Genomic DNA, 20,889 nt, shown 5'->3' with positions numbered 1-20,889 from the left:
GGCCGTGACGGCTGGACGATCGGCGCGGCTCGCGCCCGAGGTGCGGACGAGCGGCCCTTGACGAGTGCGAAGCCGGATCCATAGGCTCCGAGCAAGCCCTCGGGGAAAGCGTCTTCCACGCGGATCCCGGGGACTCGTGTCGTCTCCGGCGGCATGTCCCACTCGATGAGGAGTATCTGATGAGCTTTGGCCGTAACCCACTGCATCACCGTCGTCGCACCACCGTCCTCGCCGCGGCAGCCGCATTCGCGGTGGCCGTCCCGCTCACCGCGAGTGCACCCGCGCTCGCCGACGCGAACTTCCCCTCTCCCAACGGCAACACCAACATCGCCAGCATCGTCACCTACGACGACCTGGTCGCCGAGCTCGATCGACTCGAGCGCACCTCGAACTACGGCCTCGACGTCACGACGCTCGCCGAGGTCGGCACCGAGGTCAACACGTCCGAGCAGGGTCGCGACCTCTACGTCGCCACCGTCGGCGACGGGCCCGAGGCGGTGTGGCTCCAGGGTCGCATCCACGGCAATGAGCCGTACGGCACCGAGTCGTTGCTGGCCGTGCTGAAGGAACTCGGCACGAACGGCTCGCACGACTGGCAGCTGCTGCGCGAGACGTACACGTTCCACGTCGTGCCGATGTACAACCCCGATGGGTCCGAGGGCAACATCCGCCAGACGATCCTGCAGGACGGCTCGGGCACCCGGATCGACCTGAACCGCGACTGGGGCGCGGGCAAGTTCGTCGCATCGGAGTCCGAGGCGTTCTACGAGTACTGGACGATGGTCGACCCGGTGTTCGCCATCGACATCCACCACCAGGGTCTCAAGCGGCAGGCCGGCACCGGCGACGAGGTGACGCTCTCGCTCGGCATCTCGCTCGCGCCCGGCGGGCCGACCCTGCCGTCGATCGAGGGCGGCGCCTATGACGTGCTCACGCGACAGATGCACGTGCACGTCTTCGACGAGCTCGCGAAGTACGGCAACATCAACATGGATCGCTACCAGGTGGGCGGAAGCCTCGAGATCGACATCAAGGGCGGTGTCGTCTCGGCGATGATGCTCGGCTTCGACTACAAGGGCCTCAACCCCGAGGGCCACAGCAACCCCGCCATCTTCTTCGAGACGAGCGGAAACTCGAGCGACGGCAGCCTCGGCCAGAAGGCTCGCGGCAAGTCGATCCGACAGAACGTGCTCGCGATGCAGGAGCTGCTGCTGGGCATGGCCACCGGAGAGGTGCAGCAGGAGGACGCGGATCGCTGGGACGAGATCCCCCACGTCCCCGTCACGGGCTACCAGACCGACGACGGCGTGATCCCCGCTTCGTTCTGACGCGCACTCGCTGCTGAACAGGTCGGCGGCAGGGTCTCCGGCGATGCCGGGATCCTGCCGCCGAATTCACTCGTCGGGCATCGAACGGCGGTCGCCGACCGTGCGGTCGGAGAGCGGGAAGCCGAGCGAGTCGGCGCGGACCCACCACTCCATCACGTCGAAGGCGAGCCGCCCAGCCACGACCGAGGGGTCAGCGTCCGACAGGCGTGCGGCCTCGGCCGGGTCGCAGGCGAAGATCGACATGCCGCGATACGTCGGGTCGCTCTGCTCGTCGAACGGCCCGTTCACGACGATCAGTCCTTTGCGCCCGAGTTCGGCGCGGTAGGCGAGGTGGCGTGCCTGGAGCGCATCGAGCTGATCGTCGGACATCTGCGGGGCATCGCTCGGCCGCCGCAGCACGACGACCGTGTAGACGTCGAACGCGTCGGGGATGTCGGGGTTGCGCGGCATGACCGTCAGGCGTTCTCGAGCTCGGCGAACCGCAGGCACGGCTGGATGGGTGAGAGCTCGGCCATCAGGGAACCTCCTCGTTGGTCAGTAGATGTGCAGTTTCTGCAGCAACGCGAGCGTGTCGTCCAGGGTCTCGAACAGGTCCTTGTTGTGCTTGATCATCTTGCTGCGCATGTAGACGCGCAGCCACTGCTTGTACATGAAGTTCTCGTACCGGTCGAACTTCTCCCGCAGCTCCAGGTCCTGCTGTCCGATGAGCCCCGCGAGGAACATCGCGCACTCGAACCCCAGCGAGATGGACTGGAAGTAGGGCGAGCCGATCGCGGAGTCACCGGCGAGGAATGCCTGCGAGTTCACGAACGGGTGGTCGGCGGCCGATCCGAGGGCGTGCCACTTGCGGCTGGAGACGTTGCGGGCGTGGTAGAGGTCGAGGGGGATACGGACGATCTCGAGCTCGCCGATGATCTCCCCGCCCGTCTCGCCCTTGATCTGGTCGATGAACCGGTCCATCGACGCGGTGACGCCGTGGAAGTTCTCACGCATCCAGCCGCTGTCGACGCGAGTCGGCATCGAGTTGAACTCGTCTTCGGTGATGTTCACGATGCCGGTCACGTGGCTGACGCCTTGGTCGTAGAAGGTCCGGTGCACGGCGGGGATGAACTTGTAGGTGTGGTTCTCGGCGTTCTTGTAGTACTTGCAGGACTCGTTGCACGCGTACGTCTGGCTGTAGAGGAACGTGATCACGAGTGCATATTCGAGTCGAACCTTGAAGACATTGGCTTGGCCGCCCTCGCCGCCGAAAGCGGGCGAGATGTGGTCCCGGAGCAGCGACCTGCTTCCCGTGCAATCGATCAGGATGTCGTCCGGTCCCGCCATCGTGAGGGCGTCTTCTGCGCTGACCACCCCGGTGATCCGCTCGACCGAGTGCGTTCCGCGCCGGTCGATCAGGTCGCTCAGCGCCCGTTCGATGGTGTTGAGCGGGCAGAATCCGAGCGTCCATTCGAGCAGCAGCGCCCTCAGGTCGGGCGCGATCGTCTGCCTCGACGCGACGCCCTCCTCGAGGTCGGTGCGATCGAAGACGGCTTGGACGTTCTCCTCGTCGATGTAGTCGATGCAGTAGCTCTCGACCGAGTCGGCGACCAGGTACGTGTCGAGCTTGACCATCCGCGTGCGCGTGTAGTCGGTGCGTTTCTCATAGAGGTGGATGGAGTAGTCGCCCATCGTCTGGAGCAACGCGGTCAGCATGAGGCCCACAGGACCTCCGCCGATGATGTGCACGCGGCGCCGTGGCGTCGTTGTTTCGAGAGGCATCGAAGCGCTCCTCACACGAGAGAGGCGCGGAACGCGGCGGTGCCAGAGGCCCGAGTTCCGCGCGGCACGGCATCCCCCTCGGTGCGTGCCGCCGCCAGACTACTGCGCGAACCGCCGCGGGTCGAGGAACGAGGCATCCGTGAACGGTTGCTCGCCCGCGACCGACTGCGCAACGAGCTCGCCGAGTGCCGAGGCGTGCTTGAACGAGTGGCCGGAGCACCCGCCGCCGACGACGACGCGCGGGTGCGCGGTCGGTCCGACGACGAACTGGCCGTCGCGCGTGTGCGTCATGATGCAGGTCGTCACGCCCGATGGGTCGGCGTCGAGGCTGGGGAACGTCGCCGCGACGAGTTCGCTGATCTCGTCGGTCTCGCCCGGATGGATCTCGCGATCGATCGCGTCGGGGTCGTCGGGCGTGAACGGGCCGTCGAACTCGGGCCCGACCTTCGCGTCGAATCCGTCGGCGCCGGGCAACGCGCCATGGCCCCAGATCCAGGTGTCACGCCCGGGCACGCTGCGAATGAACACGGGCAGGACGTCGAGGTTCGCGTCGTGGCCCGCGCGTGCGCGGAACCAGGTCATCACCACGCGGTGCGGCGTGAGCGGCAGGTCGGGCACCAGGCGGCTGATCCACGGGCCGGATGTCACGGCGACCTGCCGCACGCGATACTCGGCGTCGACCGTGCGCACGGTGACGCCGGAGTCGTCGGGTTCGATGGCCGTCACGCGTGTGCCGGTGCGGATGCGGGCGCCGACGGCGCGCGCGGCATCGACCGCTGCGACGATCGCGGCCTCGGGGCGTACGATGCCCGCCTCGGGGTCCCACACGCCCACGTCGCCCGGGTTGTGCAGCGCGTGCGCCGGGAAGCGCCGGGCGACCTCGTCGGCGTCGAGTCGCTCGACCGGCAGGCCGTGAGCGTCGGCGGCGCGCAACGTGCCCTCGATGATGCGCGACTCGGGCGGACCGATCATGATGCCGCCCGTCTCGTAGAAGAGCGCCTGACCGCTCGATGCCTCGAGTTCACGCCAGAGATCACGCGCACGACGGGCGATGGGCGTGAGCCCGGGGTGCTCGAGGCACGCCACGCGGAACAGCCGGGTGGCGCCGGTCGAGCCGCCGAGTGCGTGCCCGGGCTCGAACTGCTCGAAGCCGAGCACGTCGAGCCCGCGGGTCGCCAGTCGCCAGGCGGCGCTCGAGCCGACGGCACCGAGGCCGATCACGGCGACGTCTGCATCGAAGGCGACTTCTGCATCGAATCGGGACGTGAGCTGTTCGGATTCCATCCCTCGATCTTCATGCGCTTCGCGCCTCATGTCATTCGACACGGACACATTGCGTCGATTGGTGTGCAACCAAAGGGTTGCGTGTGTCCGTACAACATGCAACCATGAAGTTGCAGACAAACATGAAAGGACTGATCATTGTGAGCATGACCGACAACGAGGCATCCGTCATCGACGAAGGAACGTTCAGCGTTCGGCGAACCATCCGCATCGCCGCCCCCATCGAGAAGGTATGGGTCGCCGTCACCGAACCCGAGCACATCTCGCGATGGTTCGGGCGCACCGTGCTCGACCGCGCGGGCGTCGGCGCAAAGGGCACGATCACGTTCCCCGACTACGGCTCGGTCCCGATCCGCGTCGAGGCACTGGAAGCCCCGCGCAGCGTGTCGTACCGCTGGGGCAACGACGACGCGAGCGGCGTGCTGCCCGAGGAGCTCGACGACCACGCGACCGTGTTCACCTTCACGCTCGAGCCGGTGGCCGACGGCACCGAGCTCACCGTCGTCGAGACCGGCTTCGACCGTACGTCCGACCCGGCAGCCAACATGGCGAGCCACGGCGAAGGTTGGGTCTCCGAGCTCGACAAGCTCGTCGCCCTGCTCGAGGGCGACGCGTGACGACGACGCTGGTGCCGGTGTTCGCCGCACTCGGGGACGAGACCAGGTGGAGCATCCTGGCGGCACTCGGCGAGGGCGACGCGTCGGCGTCTGCCCTCGCCGGGCGCCTGCCGGTGACCCGCCAGGCGATCGCGAAACACCTCGCTGTGCTGCAGGACGTCGGTCTCGTCGAGCCGATCCGTGTCGGGCGGGAGGTGCGCTATCGGGTCATCGGCTCGCAGCTGAGCGACACCGCGCATCGGCTCGACGCCATCGGTGCCGAGTGGGACCGCCGCCTCGCCGCGATCAAGGAGATCGCCGAGGGGCTCTGAGCGGTCGACGGCACCCACCCGCCGGCACCGCCAGTCCTGTCAGTCGATCCAGGTCGAACGGGCCAGGGCGCGCAGGCGGTCGGGGTCGGCGAGCACGTCGATCGCGACGATCATTCCGTCGTTCACCGTGAACGCCAGGACCGCCACCGGATCTTGACGGGTGCCGATGAGGGCGCCCGGCATGCCGTTGACGAGCGCGCGCCGAGCCGACGGCGCGTACACGGCGTAGGCGGTGGCGTTGCCGGCGACCTGCTGTGCACCGCGCAGCACCGCCGAGACGTCGGGACGCCCGGGCCCGCCGTCGGACCGGAGCACGACGTCGGGATTCAGCAGGGCGACGAGTGCCTCGAAGTCGCCGTCTCGAGAGGCGGCGAAGAACGCGTCGACGACCTCGTGCTGGCGCGCCGGATCCCGATCGGGCGCGGGCGCCTGCTTCACGGCGCGCCTGGCGCGGCTTGCGAGCTGGCGTGCTGCCGCCGGCGTGGACGAGAGGATCGATGCGATCTCGTCGAACGGCACCGAGAAGGTGTCGTGAAGCACGAACGCGAGCCGCTCGTCGGGCGTGAGTCGGTCGAGCACCACGAGGAGTGCGAGTCCGACCGAATCGGCGAGCTCGGCCTGGTATGCGGGATCGGAGCCTTCGACGGGGCTCACGATGGGATCGGGCATGTGCACGGCGAGGGATGTCTCGGGGCGAGCGGCCCGGGCGCGCAGCATGTTCAGGCACACCCGGGCGACGACCGTGGTCAGCCAACCGCCGAGGTTGCGCACGTCGTCGGTGTTCGCCCGGCTCGCTCGGAGCCACGTCTGCTGCACGGCGTCGTCGCTCTCGCTGAGCGATCCGAGCATGCGGTACGCCACCGCTCGAAGATGGTCGCGGTGCGCCTCGAATCCGGTCGTGAACTCCTCGAGTCGGGTCATCCGTCACATTCTCGCAGCGCCGCGTGTCAGTGAAGTGAAGGCAGTTCGCCCTCAGATCTCATCTCGCGTACCGCGCACCCGAAGGAGAACCGACATGACCGCCGAACTCGACACCCGTGATCGCCCGTCCGCCGCGGCTCGTATTCGCCACCGATTGCTCGCCATCGCGGTCGCCGTGGCGGCGCCGATCGTCGTGTGGATCGTCGCATCCGTTGCGGGTGTCGGCTTCGAGGTCACCAGTCCGGCGATCGGCACGCTGACGATCGACGTCCCGCTCGTGATCGTCAGCACCATACCCCTCGCCCTCGCCGCGTGGGGAGTGCTCGCGCTGCTCGAACGACGCACCCCGCGGGCGCGTACGATCTGGACCGTCATCGCAATAGCGGTGCTCGTGCTCTCCCTTCCGCCGCTCGCGCTCCTCGACGCCACGATCGCCACCAAGGTGGCACTCGGAATCATGCACCTGGCAGCGGGAGTGCCGCTCATCCTCATGCTGCGGCACGGCGCGCGCGACGCGTAGGGGCCGCGACAGCGTCCCTCAGCCGGTACGCGGTGCGATGTCGACTTCGGGCGGTCGAGGCGGCACGTCGGGCACCCCGACCCGAAGGATCATCTCGACCATCCTGATCGCGCGGTCGGGGAGAACCTCACCCGAGTAGTGCTCCTCATAGAGCTGTTCGGCCTCGTCAAGAGCGGCGATACCGCAGATCGCCATCAGCTTCGCGGCGTCCGTCTCATCGCGGCCGGGCCGGTTGGCCTTGAGTTTCATCGCCAGCAGCGCTTCGGGCGACGCGACCTCGATGACCACATCGGCGTCGTCATGAAGCGTCAGCCACTTCACTGGCCTTGCCCCGTACTCGGGTATGAAGCCCGCTGCCTTGCGGTTGAGCCAGTCGTCGGGCCAGCCGTTTGCTCGCGCGATCGCACTGGCAGCTTCCTCGACGACTCCGGTAGGCCCGATGAAGTGCGCATCGATATCGACGGTCGATTCCCGATCGAAGTAGCGGAGGGCGAGGGCGGCGCCGCCGACGATCCGGATGCCGCTTCGGACGCCCGATTCCTGAAGCCGAGCGACAAGCTGACGCAAGCCCTCCTCGAGCAGGTCGCGATCGAAGAGGGTCATACGCTGCGCAGGGTGTCTTGGTCGATGAGGATGCGCCGCTCAAGGAATGCCGCCGGGACGCGATCGGGTTCGGGAGGCAGTGCGTACGGCCCGACCCCGAAGACCCAGGCGCGCTTCAAGAAGCGCGATGGGTGCGTAGCCCATTGGGGGACTGGCAGGTGCTCTGCCGCCAAGTGATGCGCGACGAGCGCTGCTATCGCGGCATCCCACTGCTTGGAGCCCGTCGACTCGGGCTCGGTGATCGCGAGCGCGAATCGTATGGCGCCGTGCTCTGCAGACAGGTCGTCGTTCAACTGGATGAACCGTCGAAGTGCTCGCTCGGGTCGTCCGAATCCCAGGTCGGCTCGGATCTCGGGGGCGATCGCGGCGGCGTCGTCGCGGAGTGTTGGGACGGCGACCAGGCGGTGGCCGGCGCCCCGGAGCGCGCGCTCGACGGTCTCGAACGACGGGTTCTGACGATCTCCCTCGATGAGCGAGAGGTGCGACTGCGTCAAGTGTGCTCGGCGCCCGAGGTTTGCCTGCGTGAGCCGACGACTCTTGCGAGCCGAGCGTACGAGCGTTCCGGCGGTCATGATCTGCTCCAGATAATTCGATCTGTTGAATATTGTACCGCACTGTCTGTGAGATTCCGCCGCACGATCCGTTCGGCGCGCCCGGACCGAATGACCCGCGATCGCCGTCAGATCGGCAGCGGCCGGTCGTCGACGATCGTCTTCATGACCAGGGTCGACTCGACGCGGCGAACACCCGGCAGGGCCGAGAGTCGTTCGTCCCACAGCCGTTGGTAGGCCGGCAGGTCGGGCACGGCCACGCGCAGCAGGTAGTCGGGGTCGCCGAAGAGTCGCAGCGCCTGGATGACTTCGGGGATCTCGGCCACGGCGGCATCGAACTCCAAGATGGTCGCGCGATTCGCCTGCTCCATCGTGACGAACACGAGGGCGCCGAACCCGAGCCCGACCACCTCGGGGTCGATGACGGCCCGGTACCCCGTGATCGCTCCCGAGGCCTCGAGCGCGTGCAGCCGCCGATGTGTCGGCGACATGCTGAGCTGCACGCGCGCGGCGAGGTCGGTGAGGCTCAGGCGGCCGTCCTGCTGCAGTTCAGCAAGGATTCTCCGATCAATGGCGTCCATGGGGTGAATTCTTCCACGCGTGCCGCCACTGGGGGAGAAACACGGCAGCCTATTCTGCTGGTTCTTGCGTAGTTTCGTCGTATCGGACGACGGGAGGGCGCGGCATGAACACGGAGCTGCTGCTCGCATGCTGGGGCATGATGACGCTCATGGTGCTCGTGCCTGGTCCGGATTGGGCCTACATCATCGACGCGGGGATGCGCGATCGCACGATCGTTCCGTCGCTCGGAGGCATCCTCGTCGGATACTTGGCGGCGGTCGCCGCGGTCGCGGTGGGGGTCGGCGCTGCGGTGGCCGCACTGCCGTGGGTGCTCATCGGGCTCACGTTCGCGGCCGCGGGCTACCTGTCGTATCTCGGAATCCGCGTGCTCACGCACCCGCCTTCGCTCGTCGCGGCTGATGCGACGGGGCTCCGCGACACAGCGGAATCGGCCGCCGCTCCCGGCACGCGGCCGTGGCGGCGCCTCGCCCAGGGCGCCGGCGTCAGCGGACTGAACCCGAAGGGGCTGCTCGTCCTGGTCGTTCTCCTTCCGCAGTTCACCGATGCGGCGAGCGCCTGGCCGATTCCCGTGCAGCTCGCCGTGCTCGGCCTCATCTTCGTGGCGAGCTGTGCACTCGTCTACTCGGTCGTGGGTGTGGGCGCGAGAACGGTGCTCCGAGTGCGGCCGTCGGCGGTGCGCACCATCTCGCGCATCTCAGGCGCTGCGATGATCGTGCTTGCTGTCGTACTCGTCGTCGAGCAGGTGTCGCATCTCGCCGGCGGGTGACTATTGCCCGCCGGCGTCGGTCGCCTGGTCCATGACGTAGATGGTCGCACCACCCGGGTCTTGGTAGGTGGCCATGTAGCCGCCAGGGATCTCGCCGGGTGCTTCGAGCACGGTGAGCGTCTCGGGGCGGGCGGCGTGGAACGCCTCGACGCTGTCGACGACGAACAGCGGCCCGATCGGGGCGTCGGGGTCGTGGGAATCGAGCATGAGCTGTACATCGGAGCCCGGCAGGGCGAGGGCGACCGTCGCCTCGCCCTCGCGCCACACCTCGGTGAAGCCGAGGCCGTCGCGGTAGAGGTCGAGCGAGGCGCTCAGGTCGGAGGTCGGAACGAACAGGAACTCGAGCTTCATGGCGCATCCTTCCGTGTCGTAATTGGATTTGTGGACAGCATAACGCCATTATGGTTGTGTGCGCGAGTGGATTCCGATATCGACCTCCCCCAAGGGCAGGCTCGCGCTCGCCGCTGTGCAGGAGTTCGGGGCACGCCCCTTCGACGAGGTCACGGTGGGAGAGCTGGCAGCGGCGGCGACTGTCACGACCGGCGCGCTCTACCACCACTTCGGCAGCAAGCTCGGGTTGTACGCCTTCGTGCGCGACGATGTCGAGCAGCGCATGCTCGATCGCATGGAGGGCGCCATCGCGGCATCCCCGGCCCCATCCGGCCGCTCGACGGCCGTGATGGCCGCGTTGCTCATCGGATTCGACTTCGCCGTCCGCGAGGGCTTCCTCCGCATCCTCGGCGACCCGCCGGCGGGGGCAGATCACGACCGCCTGGCTGAACTGCTGAATGCCACGACGACTCCGGCGTCTCCCGTTCTCGGTCGGGTTCTCGCGGCCGCCTGGCGCGCTGCGCTCGTCGCCGTTGCCGAAGGGTCGGACTCGACGCAGGCGCGCGAGGCGCTCGCCGCGTTGGAGTTCCGACTCGCTTCATGACTGCGGGTCTCTGCCCGACGCGGTGTCCTGGCTTTCGCGCTACGGGTCCTGTCAGCCGGAACCGTCCGACCCTGCGATCCGCCGAAGGATGCGGTGGGCGAGCCGCATGAACTGGCCGGTTGCAGGAGAGATCGCACCGCCGCGGCGGGTGACGAACGCGTAGTGCTCCTCGATCGGCGGGTCGAGCGGCGCCCAGGTCATTCCCCGCTCGGCGATGAGGGAGCGGCCGACGTGGTACGACACGAGCGAGTCGCCGACCCCCTCGGCGGCCAGTTCGAGCGCGTGCGTCTGGAACTCGACCTCGACGATGGGTTCGAGGATGATGCCTTCGCGCTGGGCACGCTCGAGGAGCGAGACGCGCAGCGGGTCGTCGTACGACCAGCGTGCCTCCGAGAGGATGAGTGGACGCTGCGCGAGCGTGCGGATGCCGACGGGCTCGCGCGTGTGCTCGGGCCGTCTCGAGACGTACACCACCTGGTCGGCGAAGACCGACGGCGTGACCTCGAGCTCGCGGTCGTCGACCGGCAGCTGCACGAGCCCGGCCTCGAGTCTGCCCTCGCGTACGCCGTCGGCGACCTCCGACGAGTTGAGCCCCACCACGTGAATGCGCACGCCGGGGTGCAGCTCATGGAACTCGCTGATCAAGTCGGTCAACAGGTAGAGGTGCGCGCTGTTGAACGTGCCGAACGAGACCGTGCCCTCTTCGATCGAGCGAACCCGTCGGCTCCACTCCGCGAACTCGCGCATATCGGCCACCGTCTGCTCGGCGAGGGGGAGCAGCTGCTTGCCCGCATCCGTCAGCAGCAGCCGTCGCGAGGTGCGCGTGAACAGTGGGACCTCGAGCGAGCGCTCGAGCACGCTGATCTGCTCCGACAGGCTCGGCTGCGCGATGCGGTGCTCGGCGGCGGCACTCGCGAACGTGCCGAGGTGCGCGGCCGAGATGAAGTACTCCAGCTGGCGGATGGTCGGAAGCACGATGTCGCGGTCCTCTCTCCTCAAGGTTCTGCCTATATCTAGCATCGCGGATTAAGTATTGTCCTGTGAATCCTCGGCTGGTGCACTGGGTTTCCAACACCACGAACCGGAGGACGCGCAGCACATGCAGGACAACACAGGCACCGTCATCGTCACGGGCGCCGCATCGGGAATGGGACTCTCGACCACCGAGGCCTTCCTCCGCCGCGGCTGGACGGTCGTCGGCCTCGACGTGGTCGCGGCAGAGCCCGACCAGGCGGCTGTCGGCTCGAACGGAACCGCAGGCACGTTCCTGCCCGTGGTCGCCGACGTTCGCGATCGTGAGGCTGTCGCCGCCGCGGTCGATGCCGTGCTGCCCGAGGGCGCCGCGATCGACGCGGTCGCCAACATCGCCGGCGTCTACCCGCCGACGACGCTCGACACCTACGACGACGCGACATTCCGTCGCATCTTCGACATCAACGTGCTCGGCGTGCTCAACGTCACCGCCGCCGCGCGGCCCCGTCTCCGCGAGGGCTCGGCGATCGTGAACTTCGCCTCGGTCGACGCGTTCACGGTCTCGCCGGGGCAGCTGCTGTACGGCGCGTCGAAGGCCGCCGTCGTCATGATCACCAAGTCGCTCGCGCTCGAGCTCGCGCCCGCGGGCATCCGCGTCAACGGCATCGCGCCCGGCTGGGTCGCCACGCCCGGCAATGCGGCGACCGGCCGGATGGATGCCGCTGCCGCGTCGATCCCGCTCGGGCGGGTCGCGCAGCCCAGTGAGATCGCCGACTGGGTCTGGCTCCTGAGCGGCGGGAACGTCGCGTTCATGACGGGCGAGACCGTCGTGCTCTCCGGCGGGGACGTGATGCGATGATGGCCGCTTCGACCTGCGTCGTGGTGACCGGCGGGGCTCGCGGCCAGGGCGCCGCGCATGCCGCGCACCTCGGACGCCCCGGCACCCGTGTCATCCTCACCGACGTGCTCGTCGACGAGGGCGAGCGCACGGCCGCCGTGCTGCGCGCTTCAGGCGTCGACGCCGTCTTCCACCCGCTCGACGTCGCCGACGAGCGTGCGTGGGCGGGCCTCGCCGATCGCATCACCGCAGACGGTGTCCCTCTCCGCGGGCTCGTGAACAACGCGGGCATCCTGCGCCACGCCTCGATCGCCGACACCACCGTCGACGCGTGGACGCTGCACGAGCGCGTGAACGTGCACGGCACGTTCCTCGGCATCCGCACCCTCGCGCCGCTCATGTCCGCTTCGGGCGGCGGCGCGATCGTCAACGTCTCGTCCACTGCGGCGCTGGTCGGCTCGGCCGGCTATGCCGCCTACTCCGCCTCCAAGGCGGCGGTGCTCGCGCTGACCCGCGTGGCCGCCGTCGAGTACGCCCCCCGCGTCCGCGTCAACGCCATCACCCCCGGCGGCGTCGCCACGCCCATGAACGACGACGAGCCCGCGGGCGGCTCCTCGAGCGGCGCGCCGCTCGGCCGCCGCGCGCAGGCCGAGGAGATCTCCCCACTCATCGCCTACCTGCTCTCGCCCTCGTCGTCGTTCGTCACCGGCTCGGTCGTCACCATCGACGGCGGACTCACCGCAGTCTGAGGCGGCCGACCGCGCCATCAGTTCCCCGCAACCGATCTCGATCCGCACCCACGAATCGCCCTGCCATTCCCAATCGAAGGAGTCACGCATGACCGCAACGCGCACCACCATCCGCACCATCTCGGCCGCGGCAGCTCTCGGGCTCGCAACCGTCGCCCTCGCCGGCTGTGCCGCCTCGACCGCCGGCTCGACGGTCGCCGAGGACTGCACGCCCGCCCACGAGGGCCTCACGACGTACACCGACGGCGTCCTCACCATCGGTGTCCCCGAGAACCTGCCGTACACGAAGACCGAGGGCACGGATGCCTCGGGGCTCGAGATCGACCTCATCAAGCAGATCGCCGAGGCCGAGTGCCTGGGCGTCGCATTCGTGCCGATCACGTACGGGAACGGCATCCCGATGATCAGCGAGCAGAAGAAGACCGACCTGATCGCCGGCGGATGGTACGTGACCGAGGCCCGTGCAGAGCAGGTCGGATTCACGACCGCGACCTTCTACGACACGATGGGCATCATCTCAGCCGACGGCGCCTCGACCGTCGAGGAGCTCGAGACGATCGGCGACGTCGGCAGCGGCGCCGGGTTCTCGTGGGAGGCCGACATGGGCGCGGTCCTCGGCGACCACTTCAAGTCGTACCCGGGCACGATCGAGATGAAGCAGGACCTGCAGAACGGTCGCATCCAGGCCGCGCTCGACGGCTACGCCGTGGCGGTCGCGGCGTACGCGGACACCGAGTTCACGGTCGAGCCGGCCGAGGTCGACGACCGCGTGGCGATCACGACCGAGATGCCGCGCATCGCGTTCCCCATCGCCAAGGAGAACACCGAGCTCATCGCTGCGATCAGCGCGCTGATCGACGAGTACCGCGAGGACGGCACGCTCGCCGACCTGCTTGCGGACTACGACCTGCCGGTCGACCTGCTCGTGCCCGCCGACGAGTCGTCGACCGAGTTCTGATCCCGTCGGGGCGCCGGCCTGCCCGCGGCCGGCGCCCGCCGGGGCTCGACACCAGAGCCGAGCCCGGCACCCCATCTGCCCCCTGACCAGCCAAGCCGCTGAGGAGCCCCCCGTGAACGTCCCACTCATCACCGAGGCGAACGAGCTCGCGATCGCCGGCGTCGACATCTCGAACCTGTCCAAGCGGTTCGGCGACAACCTCGTGCTCGACGACATCTCGATGCGCGTGAAGCCCGGCAGCGTCACCGCACTCATCGGCCCGTCGGGCTCGGGCAAGAGCACGCTGCTGCGCTGCGTGAACCTGCTCGAGACGCCCGACGGCGGCAGCATCACGGTCGGCTCGCAGACGATCCGAGCCGGCGAGCGTGTGAAGGACAAGGATCTCCTCGCCCTGCGCCGGCAGGTGGGCATGGTGTTCCAGTCGTTCAACCTGTTCCCGCACTTCACGGTGCTGCGGAACGTCGCCTTCCCGCAGGAGCGGATCCTCGGCCGCAGCCGCGAGGAGGCCGAGGCGCGCGCCCGCGTGCTGCTCGAGCGCGTGGGGCTCGCCGAGAAGGCGGACCAGCACCCGGGCAAGTGCTCGGGCGGACAGCAGCAGCGCATCGCCATCGTTCGGGCGCTCGCGCTGAACCCGCGCGTGATGCTCTTCGACGAGCCCACGAGCGCGCTCGACCCCGAGGTCGGCGTCGAGGTGCTGACCGTGATGCGCGAACTCGCCGACGCGGGCATGACGATGATCGTCGTCACCCATGAGATGCAGTTCGCGCGTGATGTCTCCGACCACCTCGTCGTCATGGCCGACGGGCGCATCATCGAGGAGGGCGACCCGGCCGAGATCATGGCGAACCCGGGCGAAGACCGGACGCGCAGGTTCCTCAGCGCGGTGCTGGAGCGCTGACATGGGCGACGCACTGCTCATCGTGCTGCTCGGCCTCCCGATGACGCTGCTCGTGACCGTGCTGGCGTTCACGATCGGCCTCATCGGCGGCATCCCGCTCATGCTCGGCCTTCGCTCGCGCACCCGCGCCGTGCGCCTGGCGTGCCGGTTCGCGGTCGACCTCATCCGCGGCGTGCCGCCCATCGTCTGGCTGTTCCTGCTCTACTTCGGCATCACGATCGGTGCGTTCCGGCTCGACTCGCTGTCGGCGGCCGTGTGGGGGCTCGGGATCATCTCGAGTGCGTACCTCGCCGAGATCTACCGCGGCGGCTTCGCGACGCTGCCGAGCGGCCAGGCCGAGGCATCCGCCGCACTCGGTCTCGGACGCACGGTGACCATCACCCGCGTGCTCGCGCCGCAGGCGCTGCGCACCTCGCTGCCGTCGATCGCGACCTACCTGCTGTCGCTCCTGAAGGACTCGTCGATCGCCTCGACGATCGGCGTCGCCGACATGGTCTTCAACGCCACGATGTTCGCCCGCCAGAACCCGACGACGGCCGGGATCGTGCCGTTCTTCATCGCCGCGGCCGTCTACCTCGTCATCAGCATCCCCGTGGCGATCACCGCCCGGCGCCTCGACACCCGCCTGAGGAGGACCCACTGATGGATCTCGTCGAGTACCTGCCCCGACTGGGCCAGGGGCTGGTCGTCAGCCTCCAGCTGACCGCGCTGTCGGTCGTGTTCGGGTATGTCATCGGCCTCGTCTTCGCGCTCGGCGTCTCCTCGAGGCGGCCGTGGCTCAAGTGGCCGGCGCTCGTCGCGGTCGAGGTCGGGCGCGGCATCCCCGCACTGGTCGTGCTCTACATCGTGTACTTCGGACTGCCGGCGCTCGGCGTGCTGTTCGAGAACTTCTGGGCGGCGGTGATCGGCCTCACGTTCACGGCCGCCGCATACTCGTCGGAGATGATCCGCGCGGGCATCCAATCGGTGCCCGCCGGACAGCGCGAGGCAGCCTCGGCGCTCGGGCTGTCGCGCATGACGTCGTTCGTGCGCATCGTGCTGCCGCAGGGCCTGCGCTCGTCGATCCCCGCCCTCATGGGCCTCGCGATCATGTCGTTCCAAGCCACGTCGCTCGCGTACTCGATCTCGGTGAACGAGCTGATGAGCCAGGCCTACCAGGTCGCGACGATCACGTTCCAGTACCTCGCGGTCTACACGGTCACGGGACTCGTCTACGCCGCCATCGCGGTGCCCGCCACCTGGTTCTCGGTGTGGGTCGAGCACCGCCTCGCACGCGGCGCCGTCTGACTTCGCTTCACCAGACCCACCGAAAGGATCTACCAACATGACCCGTTACTGCGTGATCGGCGCCGGCGCTGCCGGCATCTCGGCCCTGCAGCAGCTGCGGCAGGCCGGCTACGAGGTCGACTGCTTCGAGAAGACCGACCGCGTCGGCGGCCATTGGCACACCGACTACGACGCGCTGCACCTCATCACCTCGCGCGACATGACGCACTTCGAGGACTTCCCGATGCCGGCCGACTACCCGCACTTCCCGCGGCGCGACCAGGTGCGTGAGTATCTCGAGTCGTACGCGCGGGTGCACGGACTCTACGAGGTCATCCGGTTCGACACGGCCGTGTCGTCGGTAGAGCCGATCGCCGCCAACGGCCCGGTCGGCTCGGCGGGGTGGACCGTCACGCTCGACACGGGTGAGCGCATCCACTACGACGGCGTGCTCGTGGCGAACGGGCACCTCTGGGATCAGAAGGTCCCGACGGTGCCCGGCGCGTTCACGGGCACCCAGATCCACTCGGGCTCGTACCGCAACACGGGCGACATCGAGGGCACGCGAGTGCTCGTCGTGGGCGCGGGCAACTCGGGCTGCGACCTGGCGGTGGATGCCGCACAGCACCGTCTCGAGGTCGACATCGTGATCCGCGAGGGCACATATTTCCAGCCCAAGGCGTACTTCGGGGTGCCGCGGCAGGAGGTGCCGTGGATGTCGCAGTTCTCGCCCGATGAGCAGGACCTCATCGCCCGGCTGCTCGCGCGCGTCTCCATCGGGGAGTGGCACAACTATCCGGGCATGCCCGAGCCGAAGTACCGCACGCTCGCCGAGGGCCGCACGGTCGTGAATGACCTGCTGCTCTATTGGGTGCAGCACGGCCGCGTGCGCATCGTGCCGGGCATCACGCGCTTCGACGGCAACACCGTGCATTTCGCCGACGGCACGGCGCGCGAGTACGACACGATCCTGTGGGCGACAGGGTTCAACGCGTCGCTGCCGTTCCTGTCGGAATCGCTCCTCGAGCGCCGCAGCGGCGTCCCCCTGCGGTACGCGGGCGGCATCGTGCCGAAGGGGCTCGAGAAGCTGTACTACATCGGCCTCGCCGCTCCGCGCGGCCCGCAGATCCCGGTGTACGGTGTGCAGGCCAAGCTCGCGATCCGCATGATCGCGCTGCATGAGGCATCCGCCGATGGCTTCGCCGGTGTCGAGCGATACCTCGCGTCGCTGCAGGAGGATGAGGACCGGATCGACATCGTGCGCGCCATCTGGAACGAGCAGATGGAGGACACCGAGCGGCTGCTCGACGCGTTCGCTTCGGCGAACACGGTGCTCACGGGTGAGCGGGCCGTCGCCTGAGGGCGAGCATGCTGCCCGATGTCATCCGGCGCTCCCGACGAGCGCTTCGACGGCGCCGCCCGCTCAGATGCCTTCGAGCTCCGCGACCAACGCGCCGCTCTCGACGTCGCGCGTGATCGCCTCGCCCATTCGCTGCGCCGACTTTCGATAGGACGGGTCGCCGAGGACGTCGGTGATCGCCATCGCGATCCGCGACGCCGACGCCGTACGCCGCACGGCGATGCCCGCTCCTCGTGCGGTGACCCGCACGGCGTTGTCGGCCTGGTCGCGGCCGTGGTGCAGCACGACGAGCGGGACGCCCGCCGCGAGGGCCTTGATGACCGTGCCGTGGCCGCCGTGCGTGACGACGAGGTCGGCGTGCGGCAGCACGAGGCGATGCGGTGCGGATGCCACGACGGCGACGTTCGCGGGAGCGTGGATCGCGCCCGGCTCGACCGCCGGGCCGGTCGTGACGAGGCCGTGCACGGGAAGGCTTCCGACGGCGTCGGTGATGCGCTGCAGGCAGTCGACGTGGTCCTGGAACGTCGACGACATCGCCACCAGGACCAGCCGCCCGTCACCGCGTCGCGACGTCCAGGCCTCGCCGACCGCCCAGGCCGGGTCGTCGAGGATCGGACCGACGTAGCGGGCGTTCGCGGGCAGCTCGGCGGGGAAGTCGAACGCCGACGAGGTGAGCACCAGCTGTCGTCTCGCACGACCCATCTGGTCCCAGGTGTGCGCGATCGGCACGAGTCCGTGCTCGGCCCGCAGGGCGTTGGTCTTCGCGAGCGCGAAGCGGTCGATCAGCCGGGTGCTCGCCCCGCGTGCGAGCCGATCGCGCGCCCTGCCGAGTGGCCCCCGCGCCGGCGACATCCCGGTGCCGAACGGCGGCATGCCCTTCGCGGGCAGCGGATACGCGTTCGGAATCAGGATGTCGAACGGAACCCTGCGCGCCTCGGCCCCGATCATGGCGCCGAGCGCAAGCGACGACGCGACCACGAGGTCGGGCCGGATCGCGTCGATCGCCGCGATCGTGTCTGCAGCCTGCCCGGGCGCCGGCGCCGTCATCAGCGAGTCGGTCGTCGCACGCGCGATGCTCATCGGCGACCTGAGCTCCCAGTCGCGGAGCTCGGGGGCGGGGTTCGGTGTCGCCGGCAGGTGCACGGCGCCGCTGCGCCGCACCTGATCGGCGATCGACTCGTCGGCGACGACCGTCGCTCGATGCCCGCGTTCCACGAGGCGGCGCACGACCCCCATCTCGGGCGGCACCGTTCCGCCGGCGTTCGTGAGCGTGAAGAGGTAGGTCCGAGGGGCAGTCGCCCCCTCGGGCCTGGCGTCGGTGGTGCGCGGCGACTCGTCGTCGTCCATGGGGCCATGGTACGCAGGTCGCGGCTCGCCCCGATCGGGGGGAGGATGGAAGGCGGACACGAAGGGGCACGGCATGGGCGAGCTGACATCGGATTCAATGGGCGCGACGAGCGGTGCGGGCGCGACGACGGATGCCGCGACACCGGCACCGACGAAGGAACCGCGCACCCGGCACAGCCCCGGGCACCACGCTCTCGGCTGCCCCGAGTGCTTCGAGGAGCTGCAGCGAAACCGTGACTGGTGGAAGGCGCGCCCCGAAGGGGCACGCCTCGTCGGGCTCGTGGTCGCGCGCGACGACATGCCGACGGTCGCCGAGCAGCGCAGCGATCTGGCCGCCTTCGGCGTTGCGATCCTCGACTTCAAGCACCCGGCCCCCGAGGCGCAGGAGCCGTGGGAGCAGCGGCTCGGCCGGCTGTTCGGTACGCTGCGAGCCGGTGACGTGCTCGTGGTCGCGAACGAGCGCGCCCTCGGCCGCGACAGCGACGAGGTCGCGCGTACGATCCGAGCCCTGCGCCGCCACAACCTCGTGGTGAAGGTGCTGAGTCACGGCGCACCGCACCTCGAGGACGCCCGCGACTGATCGCGAACTGATCGCGAACTGATCCCGGACTGACCGCCGCGCCGGGCCGGCCGACGAGTCAGCCGTTCGTCATCGGTGAGATGTCGACCGTGACGGCGCCGAACGGAAACGGGAACAGGAAGGCGCCGGTGCCCGACTCGTCGATCGGGATCAGCGCGAACCACACGTGGCTGATCACGATCGAGGCCACGGCCAAGATGCCGATGAAGGCCGCAGCGCGGTCGAGGATTCGGAGCGCGTCGGCCTCGGTCGCCGCGCGCTTGAGGACTCGCGTGATCGCCATGAACACGGCGACACCGATCGCCGCGTAGACGAGCCAACTGGGCCCGAGGGTCAGCGAGATGCAACTCGGCGCGACATCCGTAGGTCGACCATCGGCGTCGACGAACCCGCCGTCGCCGCTGAAGCCACCGGGGCAGTAGCTCTTGGAGACATGCGTGAAGAAGCCGTAGACCAACGACATGATCAGCGCGAGCACGAGCAGCCTTCGCACCCGCAACAGCACGGCGGCACCGGGCAGCGTGGCGAGATTCGCGCTCGGGCGGTTGGCGAGGGTCTCGGGCATGCGGCTCTGCTTCCTCTTCGGTGGTGACGCCATCGTGGCAGCCGGGTTCACGCGATCACAAGCACAACGCCGCCGTGCTGTGAGTTCAGGCTGTCGTACCCGCTGCATCGGCGGCGACGTCGATGAGCACCTTGCCCACCGTGCCAGCCTCGACGGCGTCATGCGCCTCGGCCGCACGCTCGAGCGGGAACCGGGTGAGCGGCAGCCCCGCCTGCTCGCCGACCGGCAGCGCACCGTCGTCGACTGCGCGCACGATGTCCTCTGCGGCCGTCGCGAGGGCGGCATCACCGACGGTGTAGAGCAACAGGAACTGGTAGCGCACGTTGAGCGCGAAGTGCCGACGCACGTCGAGCGTCATCTCGGCGCCGCCGTCGGTGGCGTAGACCGAGATCGAGCCGTGGTTCGCGATGACGCGGGCGTTGAGCTCGGCGTTGCGGGCGGGGGAGACCTCGACGACCTGGTCGACGCCGTCGGGTGCGATCGCGCGGATCGCCTTCGCCGGGTCATCCGCTCGGTAGTTCACGACGTGGTGCGCGCCCGCCGCGGTGGCGAGGGCGGCTTTCTCGGGTGAACTCACGGTGGTGATGACGCGCGCGCCCGACCATCGCGCGAGCTGGATCGCCGCGTGGCCGACGGCGCCGGCTCCGCCCGCGACGAGCACGGTGCGGCCGTCGAGCGCTCCCGGTGCCAGGCTCGCGGGTCCGTCCTCGTGCACGGTGAGAGCCCGGTGCGCGGTCATGGCAGGCACGCCGAGGGATGCCCCGAGGGCGAAGCCCGCGGCATCCGGCAGGTGCACGACCCGTGAGGTCGGCAGCACCGTGAACTCCTGCGCCGTGCCGGTGGGCCGCTCGTGCGCGGCGAGGAACACCCAGACGCGATCGCCGACCTCGAAGCCGGTCACGCCGGCGCCGAGGGCGTCGATGACGCCCGCGCCGTCCTGGTTCGGGACGACCTCGGGGAACGGCGTCGGCCTGCCGGCGTGCGACCCGGCGCGTGCCTTCCAGTCGGTCGGGTTCACGCCCGACACGACCACGCGAACGCGCACTTCGCCCGCAGCGGGTTCGGGAATGCCGCGCTCCACGAGCTGCAGTACGGGGGAATCACCGGTCTTCGAGTACGCCATCGCTCTCATGCTGGGGGCAACGCCGGATGGGCCGCGGGTGTTCCGCGGCGGCTGG

At 69.1% G+C, this 20,889-nt stretch carries 26 protein-coding genes; 14 read left to right on the top strand and 12 right to left on the bottom strand.

The annotated features are described in order from the left end of the window. The first annotated feature begins 179 nt into the window (after positions 1 to 179). Complete coding sequence (locus tag LQ757_RS12615; protein WP_231047600.1) at positions 180 to 1,328, top strand: M14 family zinc carboxypeptidase; 1,149 nt, start codon at positions 180 to 182, stop codon at positions 1,326 to 1,328. A 66-nt stretch (positions 1,329 to 1,394) separates the two neighbouring features. Here LQ757_RS12615 and LQ757_RS12610 read toward each other — a convergent pair whose 3' ends face one another. From LQ757_RS12610 to solA, 3 genes are all read right to left on the bottom strand, one after another. After that, complete coding sequence (locus LQ757_RS12610; RefSeq protein ID WP_231047599.1) at positions 1,395 to 1,778, bottom strand: YciI family protein; 384 nt, start codon at positions 1,776 to 1,778, stop codon at positions 1,395 to 1,397. An 84-nt stretch (positions 1,779 to 1,862) separates the two neighbouring features. Beyond that, positions 1,863 to 3,089, bottom strand: coding sequence for an FAD-dependent oxidoreductase (locus LQ757_RS12605; protein ID WP_231047598.1), 1,227 nt, complete (start codon positions 3,087 to 3,089; stop codon positions 1,863 to 1,865). A gap of 99 nt (positions 3,090 to 3,188) precedes the next feature. Then, positions 3,189 to 4,373 carry an N-methyl-L-tryptophan oxidase gene (solA, locus tag LQ757_RS12600; protein ID WP_231047597.1) on the bottom strand — a complete coding sequence of 395 codons (1,185 nt, stop codon included), beginning with the start codon at positions 4,371 to 4,373 and terminating at the stop codon, positions 3,189 to 3,191. Positions 4,374 to 4,519: 146 nt separating this feature from the next. Here solA and LQ757_RS12595 point away from each other — a divergent pair, with 146 nt between their 5' ends. Further along, the gene (locus tag LQ757_RS12595; RefSeq protein ID WP_231047596.1) at positions 4,520 to 4,990 is read left to right on the top strand and encodes an SRPBCC domain-containing protein; all 471 of its coding nucleotides are present in this window, start codon (positions 4,520 to 4,522) and stop codon (positions 4,988 to 4,990) included. Next, on the top strand, positions 4,987 to 5,301 hold the full coding sequence (locus tag LQ757_RS12590; RefSeq protein ID WP_231047595.1) for an ArsR/SmtB family transcription factor: 315 nt from the start codon (positions 4,987 to 4,989) through the stop codon (positions 5,299 to 5,301). Before LQ757_RS12595 ends, LQ757_RS12590 begins: the two co-directional genes overlap by 4 nt. A gap of 39 nt (positions 5,302 to 5,340) precedes the next feature. On the opposite strand, the gene sigJ is transcribed toward LQ757_RS12590, so the two are convergent. Beyond that, a complete protein-coding gene (sigJ, locus tag LQ757_RS12585; protein WP_231047594.1) occupies positions 5,341 to 6,222 on the bottom strand; it encodes an RNA polymerase sigma factor SigJ in 882 nt (293 codons plus the stop codon). 94 nt (positions 6,223 to 6,316) lie between these two features. On the opposite strand from sigJ, the gene LQ757_RS12580 reads away from it, so the two are divergent. Further along, positions 6,317 to 6,742 (top strand): DUF6069 family protein, encoded by a 426-nt coding sequence (locus LQ757_RS12580; protein ID WP_231047593.1) that lies wholly within the window; start codon positions 6,317 to 6,319, stop codon positions 6,740 to 6,742. 18 nt (positions 6,743 to 6,760) lie between these two features. Here the strand turns inward: LQ757_RS12580 and LQ757_RS12575 are convergent, their stop codons facing one another. The 3 genes from LQ757_RS12575 to LQ757_RS12565 all read right to left on the bottom strand — a co-directional run bounded on the left by LQ757_RS12575 (position 6,761) and on the right by LQ757_RS12565 (position 8,477). Beyond that, positions 6,761 to 7,345, bottom strand: coding sequence for a hypothetical protein (locus LQ757_RS12575; protein ID WP_231047592.1), 585 nt, complete (start codon positions 7,343 to 7,345; stop codon positions 6,761 to 6,763). After that, positions 7,342 to 7,917: a helix-turn-helix domain-containing protein gene (locus LQ757_RS12570; protein ID WP_231047591.1), complete on the bottom strand. Its 576-nt coding sequence runs from the start codon at positions 7,915 to 7,917 to the stop codon at positions 7,342 to 7,344. Before LQ757_RS12570 ends, LQ757_RS12575 begins: the two co-directional genes overlap by 4 nt. A 107-nt stretch (positions 7,918 to 8,024) precedes the next feature. Next, positions 8,025 to 8,477 carry an Lrp/AsnC family transcriptional regulator gene (locus LQ757_RS12565; protein ID WP_231047590.1) on the bottom strand — a complete coding sequence of 151 codons (453 nt, stop codon included), beginning with the start codon at positions 8,475 to 8,477 and terminating at the stop codon, positions 8,025 to 8,027. Between the two features lie 104 nt (positions 8,478 to 8,581). Between LQ757_RS12565 and LQ757_RS12560 the strand changes: the two genes are divergently transcribed. Continuing rightward, a complete protein-coding gene (locus LQ757_RS12560) occupies positions 8,582 to 9,244 on the top strand; it encodes a LysE family translocator (RefSeq protein ID WP_231047589.1) in 663 nt (220 codons plus the stop codon). On the opposite strand, the gene LQ757_RS12555 is transcribed toward LQ757_RS12560, so the two are convergent. Beyond that, a complete protein-coding gene (locus tag LQ757_RS12555; protein ID WP_231047588.1) occupies positions 9,245 to 9,595 on the bottom strand; it encodes a VOC family protein in 351 nt (116 codons plus the stop codon). 58 nt (positions 9,596 to 9,653) lie between these two features. Here LQ757_RS12555 and LQ757_RS12550 point away from each other — a divergent pair, with 58 nt between their 5' ends. Then, positions 9,654 to 10,178: a TetR/AcrR family transcriptional regulator gene (locus LQ757_RS12550; protein ID WP_231047587.1), complete on the top strand. Its 525-nt coding sequence runs from the start codon at positions 9,654 to 9,656 to the stop codon at positions 10,176 to 10,178. 51 nt (positions 10,179 to 10,229) lie between these two features. Here the strand turns inward: LQ757_RS12550 and LQ757_RS12545 are convergent, their stop codons facing one another. Beyond that, positions 10,230 to 11,177: a LysR family transcriptional regulator gene (locus LQ757_RS12545; protein WP_231047586.1), complete on the bottom strand. Its 948-nt coding sequence runs from the start codon at positions 11,175 to 11,177 to the stop codon at positions 10,230 to 10,232. A gap of 100 nt (positions 11,178 to 11,277) precedes the next feature. Here LQ757_RS12545 and LQ757_RS12540 point away from each other — a divergent pair, with 100 nt between their 5' ends. The 7 genes from LQ757_RS12540 to LQ757_RS12510 all read left to right on the top strand — a co-directional run bounded on the left by LQ757_RS12540 (position 11,278) and on the right by LQ757_RS12510 (position 17,219). After that, on the top strand, positions 11,278 to 12,009 hold the full coding sequence (locus LQ757_RS12540; RefSeq protein ID WP_231047585.1) for an SDR family NAD(P)-dependent oxidoreductase: 732 nt from the start codon (positions 11,278 to 11,280) through the stop codon (positions 12,007 to 12,009). Then, entirely contained in the window at positions 12,006 to 12,737 is a 732-nt protein-coding gene (locus LQ757_RS12535; protein ID WP_231047584.1) for an SDR family NAD(P)-dependent oxidoreductase, read from the top strand. The genes LQ757_RS12540 and LQ757_RS12535 overlap by 4 nt, the downstream gene beginning before the upstream one ends. A gap of 88 nt (positions 12,738 to 12,825) precedes the next feature. Beyond that, complete coding sequence (locus LQ757_RS12530) at positions 12,826 to 13,695, top strand: substrate-binding periplasmic protein (RefSeq protein ID WP_231047583.1); 870 nt, start codon at positions 12,826 to 12,828, stop codon at positions 13,693 to 13,695. 112 nt (positions 13,696 to 13,807) lie between these two features. After that, complete coding sequence (locus tag LQ757_RS12525; RefSeq protein ID WP_308195627.1) at positions 13,808 to 14,593, top strand: amino acid ABC transporter ATP-binding protein; 786 nt, start codon at positions 13,808 to 13,810, stop codon at positions 14,591 to 14,593. A 1-nt stretch (position 14,594) separates the two neighbouring features. Continuing rightward, on the top strand, positions 14,595 to 15,236 hold the full coding sequence (locus LQ757_RS12520; RefSeq protein ID WP_231047582.1) for an amino acid ABC transporter permease: 642 nt from the start codon (positions 14,595 to 14,597) through the stop codon (positions 15,234 to 15,236). Next, positions 15,236 to 15,880, top strand: a complete 645-nt coding sequence (locus LQ757_RS12515; protein WP_231047581.1) for an amino acid ABC transporter permease — start codon at positions 15,236 to 15,238, stop codon at positions 15,878 to 15,880. Before LQ757_RS12520 ends, LQ757_RS12515 begins: the two co-directional genes overlap by 1 nt. A gap of 37 nt (positions 15,881 to 15,917) precedes the next feature. Beyond that, positions 15,918 to 17,219, top strand: a complete 1,302-nt coding sequence (locus LQ757_RS12510; protein WP_231047580.1) for a flavin-containing monooxygenase — start codon at positions 15,918 to 15,920, stop codon at positions 17,217 to 17,219. 63 nt (positions 17,220 to 17,282) lie between these two features. On the opposite strand, the gene LQ757_RS12505 is transcribed toward LQ757_RS12510, so the two are convergent. Then, positions 17,283 to 18,566 carry a glycosyltransferase gene (locus tag LQ757_RS12505; RefSeq protein WP_231047579.1) on the bottom strand — a complete coding sequence of 428 codons (1,284 nt, stop codon included), beginning with the start codon at positions 18,564 to 18,566 and terminating at the stop codon, positions 17,283 to 17,285. A 73-nt stretch (positions 18,567 to 18,639) separates the two neighbouring features. Here LQ757_RS12505 and LQ757_RS12500 point away from each other — a divergent pair, with 73 nt between their 5' ends. Further along, entirely contained in the window at positions 18,640 to 19,146 is a 507-nt protein-coding gene (locus LQ757_RS12500) for a recombinase family protein (RefSeq protein ID WP_231047578.1), read from the top strand. A gap of 58 nt (positions 19,147 to 19,204) precedes the next feature. Here the strand turns inward: LQ757_RS12500 and LQ757_RS12495 are convergent, their stop codons facing one another. Then, entirely contained in the window at positions 19,205 to 19,711 is a 507-nt protein-coding gene (locus tag LQ757_RS12495; protein ID WP_231047577.1) for a hypothetical protein, read from the bottom strand. Between the two features lie 85 nt (positions 19,712 to 19,796). After that, the gene (locus LQ757_RS12490) at positions 19,797 to 20,843 is read right to left on the bottom strand and encodes an NADPH:quinone reductase (protein WP_231047576.1); all 1,047 of its coding nucleotides are present in this window, start codon (positions 20,841 to 20,843) and stop codon (positions 19,797 to 19,799) included. Between the last annotated feature and the right edge of the window lie 46 nt (positions 20,844 to 20,889).

It is taken from the genome of Agromyces cavernae, assembly GCF_021044935.1.
Lineage (GTDB): Bacteria > Actinomycetota > Actinomycetes > Actinomycetales > Microbacteriaceae > Agromyces > Agromyces cavernae.
The sequence above is the reverse complement of the archived record's forward strand: the minus strand, read 5'-3'. Positions and strand labels throughout refer to the sequence as shown.

What these genes read in the sequence shown, in the direction of transcription:
- LQ757_RS12615 (WP_231047600.1), top strand. Translation starts at nt 180, where the DNA reads ATGAGCTTTGGCCGTAACCCACTGCATCACCGTCGTCGCACCACCGTC.
- solA (WP_231047597.1), bottom strand. Translation starts at nt 4,373, where the DNA reads ATGGAATCCGAACAGCTCACGTCCCGATTCGATGCAGAAGTCGCCTTC.
- LQ757_RS12520 (WP_231047582.1), top strand. Translation starts at nt 14,595, where the DNA reads ATGGGCGACGCACTGCTCATCGTGCTGCTCGGCCTCCCGATGACGCTG.
- LQ757_RS12505 (WP_231047579.1), bottom strand. Translation starts at nt 18,566, where the DNA reads ATGGACGACGACGAGTCGCCGCGCACCACCGACGCCAGGCCCGAGGGG.
- LQ757_RS12610 (WP_231047599.1), bottom strand. Translation starts at nt 1,778, where the DNA reads ATGCCGCGCAACCCCGACATCCCCGACGCGTTCGACGTCTACACGGTC.
- LQ757_RS12495 (WP_231047577.1), bottom strand. Translation starts at nt 19,711, where the DNA reads ATGCCCGAGACCCTCGCCAACCGCCCGAGCGCGAATCTCGCCACGCTG.
- LQ757_RS12575 (WP_231047592.1), bottom strand. Translation starts at nt 7,345, where the DNA reads ATGACCCTCTTCGATCGCGACCTGCTCGAGGAGGGCTTGCGTCAGCTT.
- LQ757_RS12605 (WP_231047598.1), bottom strand. Translation starts at nt 3,089, where the DNA reads ATGCCTCTCGAAACAACGACGCCACGGCGCCGCGTGCACATCATCGGC.
- LQ757_RS12595 (WP_231047596.1), top strand. Translation starts at nt 4,520, where the DNA reads ATGACCGACAACGAGGCATCCGTCATCGACGAAGGAACGTTCAGCGTT.
- LQ757_RS12535 (WP_231047584.1), top strand. Translation starts at nt 12,006, where the DNA reads ATGATGGCCGCTTCGACCTGCGTCGTGGTGACCGGCGGGGCTCGCGGC.
- LQ757_RS12510 (WP_231047580.1), top strand. Translation starts at nt 15,918, where the DNA reads ATGACCCGTTACTGCGTGATCGGCGCCGGCGCTGCCGGCATCTCGGCC.
- LQ757_RS12530 (WP_231047583.1), top strand. Translation starts at nt 12,826, where the DNA reads ATGACCGCAACGCGCACCACCATCCGCACCATCTCGGCCGCGGCAGCT.
- LQ757_RS12580 (WP_231047593.1), top strand. Translation starts at nt 6,317, where the DNA reads ATGACCGCCGAACTCGACACCCGTGATCGCCCGTCCGCCGCGGCTCGT.
- LQ757_RS12555 (WP_231047588.1), bottom strand. Translation starts at nt 9,595, where the DNA reads ATGAAGCTCGAGTTCCTGTTCGTTCCGACCTCCGACCTGAGCGCCTCG.
- LQ757_RS12500 (WP_231047578.1), top strand. Translation starts at nt 18,640, where the DNA reads ATGGGCGAGCTGACATCGGATTCAATGGGCGCGACGAGCGGTGCGGGC.
- LQ757_RS12565 (WP_231047590.1), bottom strand. Translation starts at nt 8,477, where the DNA reads ATGGACGCCATTGATCGGAGAATCCTTGCTGAACTGCAGCAGGACGGC.
- sigJ (WP_231047594.1), bottom strand. Translation starts at nt 6,222, where the DNA reads ATGACCCGACTCGAGGAGTTCACGACCGGATTCGAGGCGCACCGCGAC.
- LQ757_RS12515 (WP_231047581.1), top strand. Translation starts at nt 15,236, where the DNA reads ATGGATCTCGTCGAGTACCTGCCCCGACTGGGCCAGGGGCTGGTCGTC.
- LQ757_RS12490 (WP_231047576.1), bottom strand. Translation starts at nt 20,843, where the DNA reads ATGAGAGCGATGGCGTACTCGAAGACCGGTGATTCCCCCGTACTGCAG.
- LQ757_RS12560 (WP_231047589.1), top strand. Translation starts at nt 8,582, where the DNA reads ATGAACACGGAGCTGCTGCTCGCATGCTGGGGCATGATGACGCTCATG.
- LQ757_RS12570 (WP_231047591.1), bottom strand. Translation starts at nt 7,917, where the DNA reads ATGACCGCCGGAACGCTCGTACGCTCGGCTCGCAAGAGTCGTCGGCTC.
- LQ757_RS12540 (WP_231047585.1), top strand. Translation starts at nt 11,278, where the DNA reads ATGCAGGACAACACAGGCACCGTCATCGTCACGGGCGCCGCATCGGGA.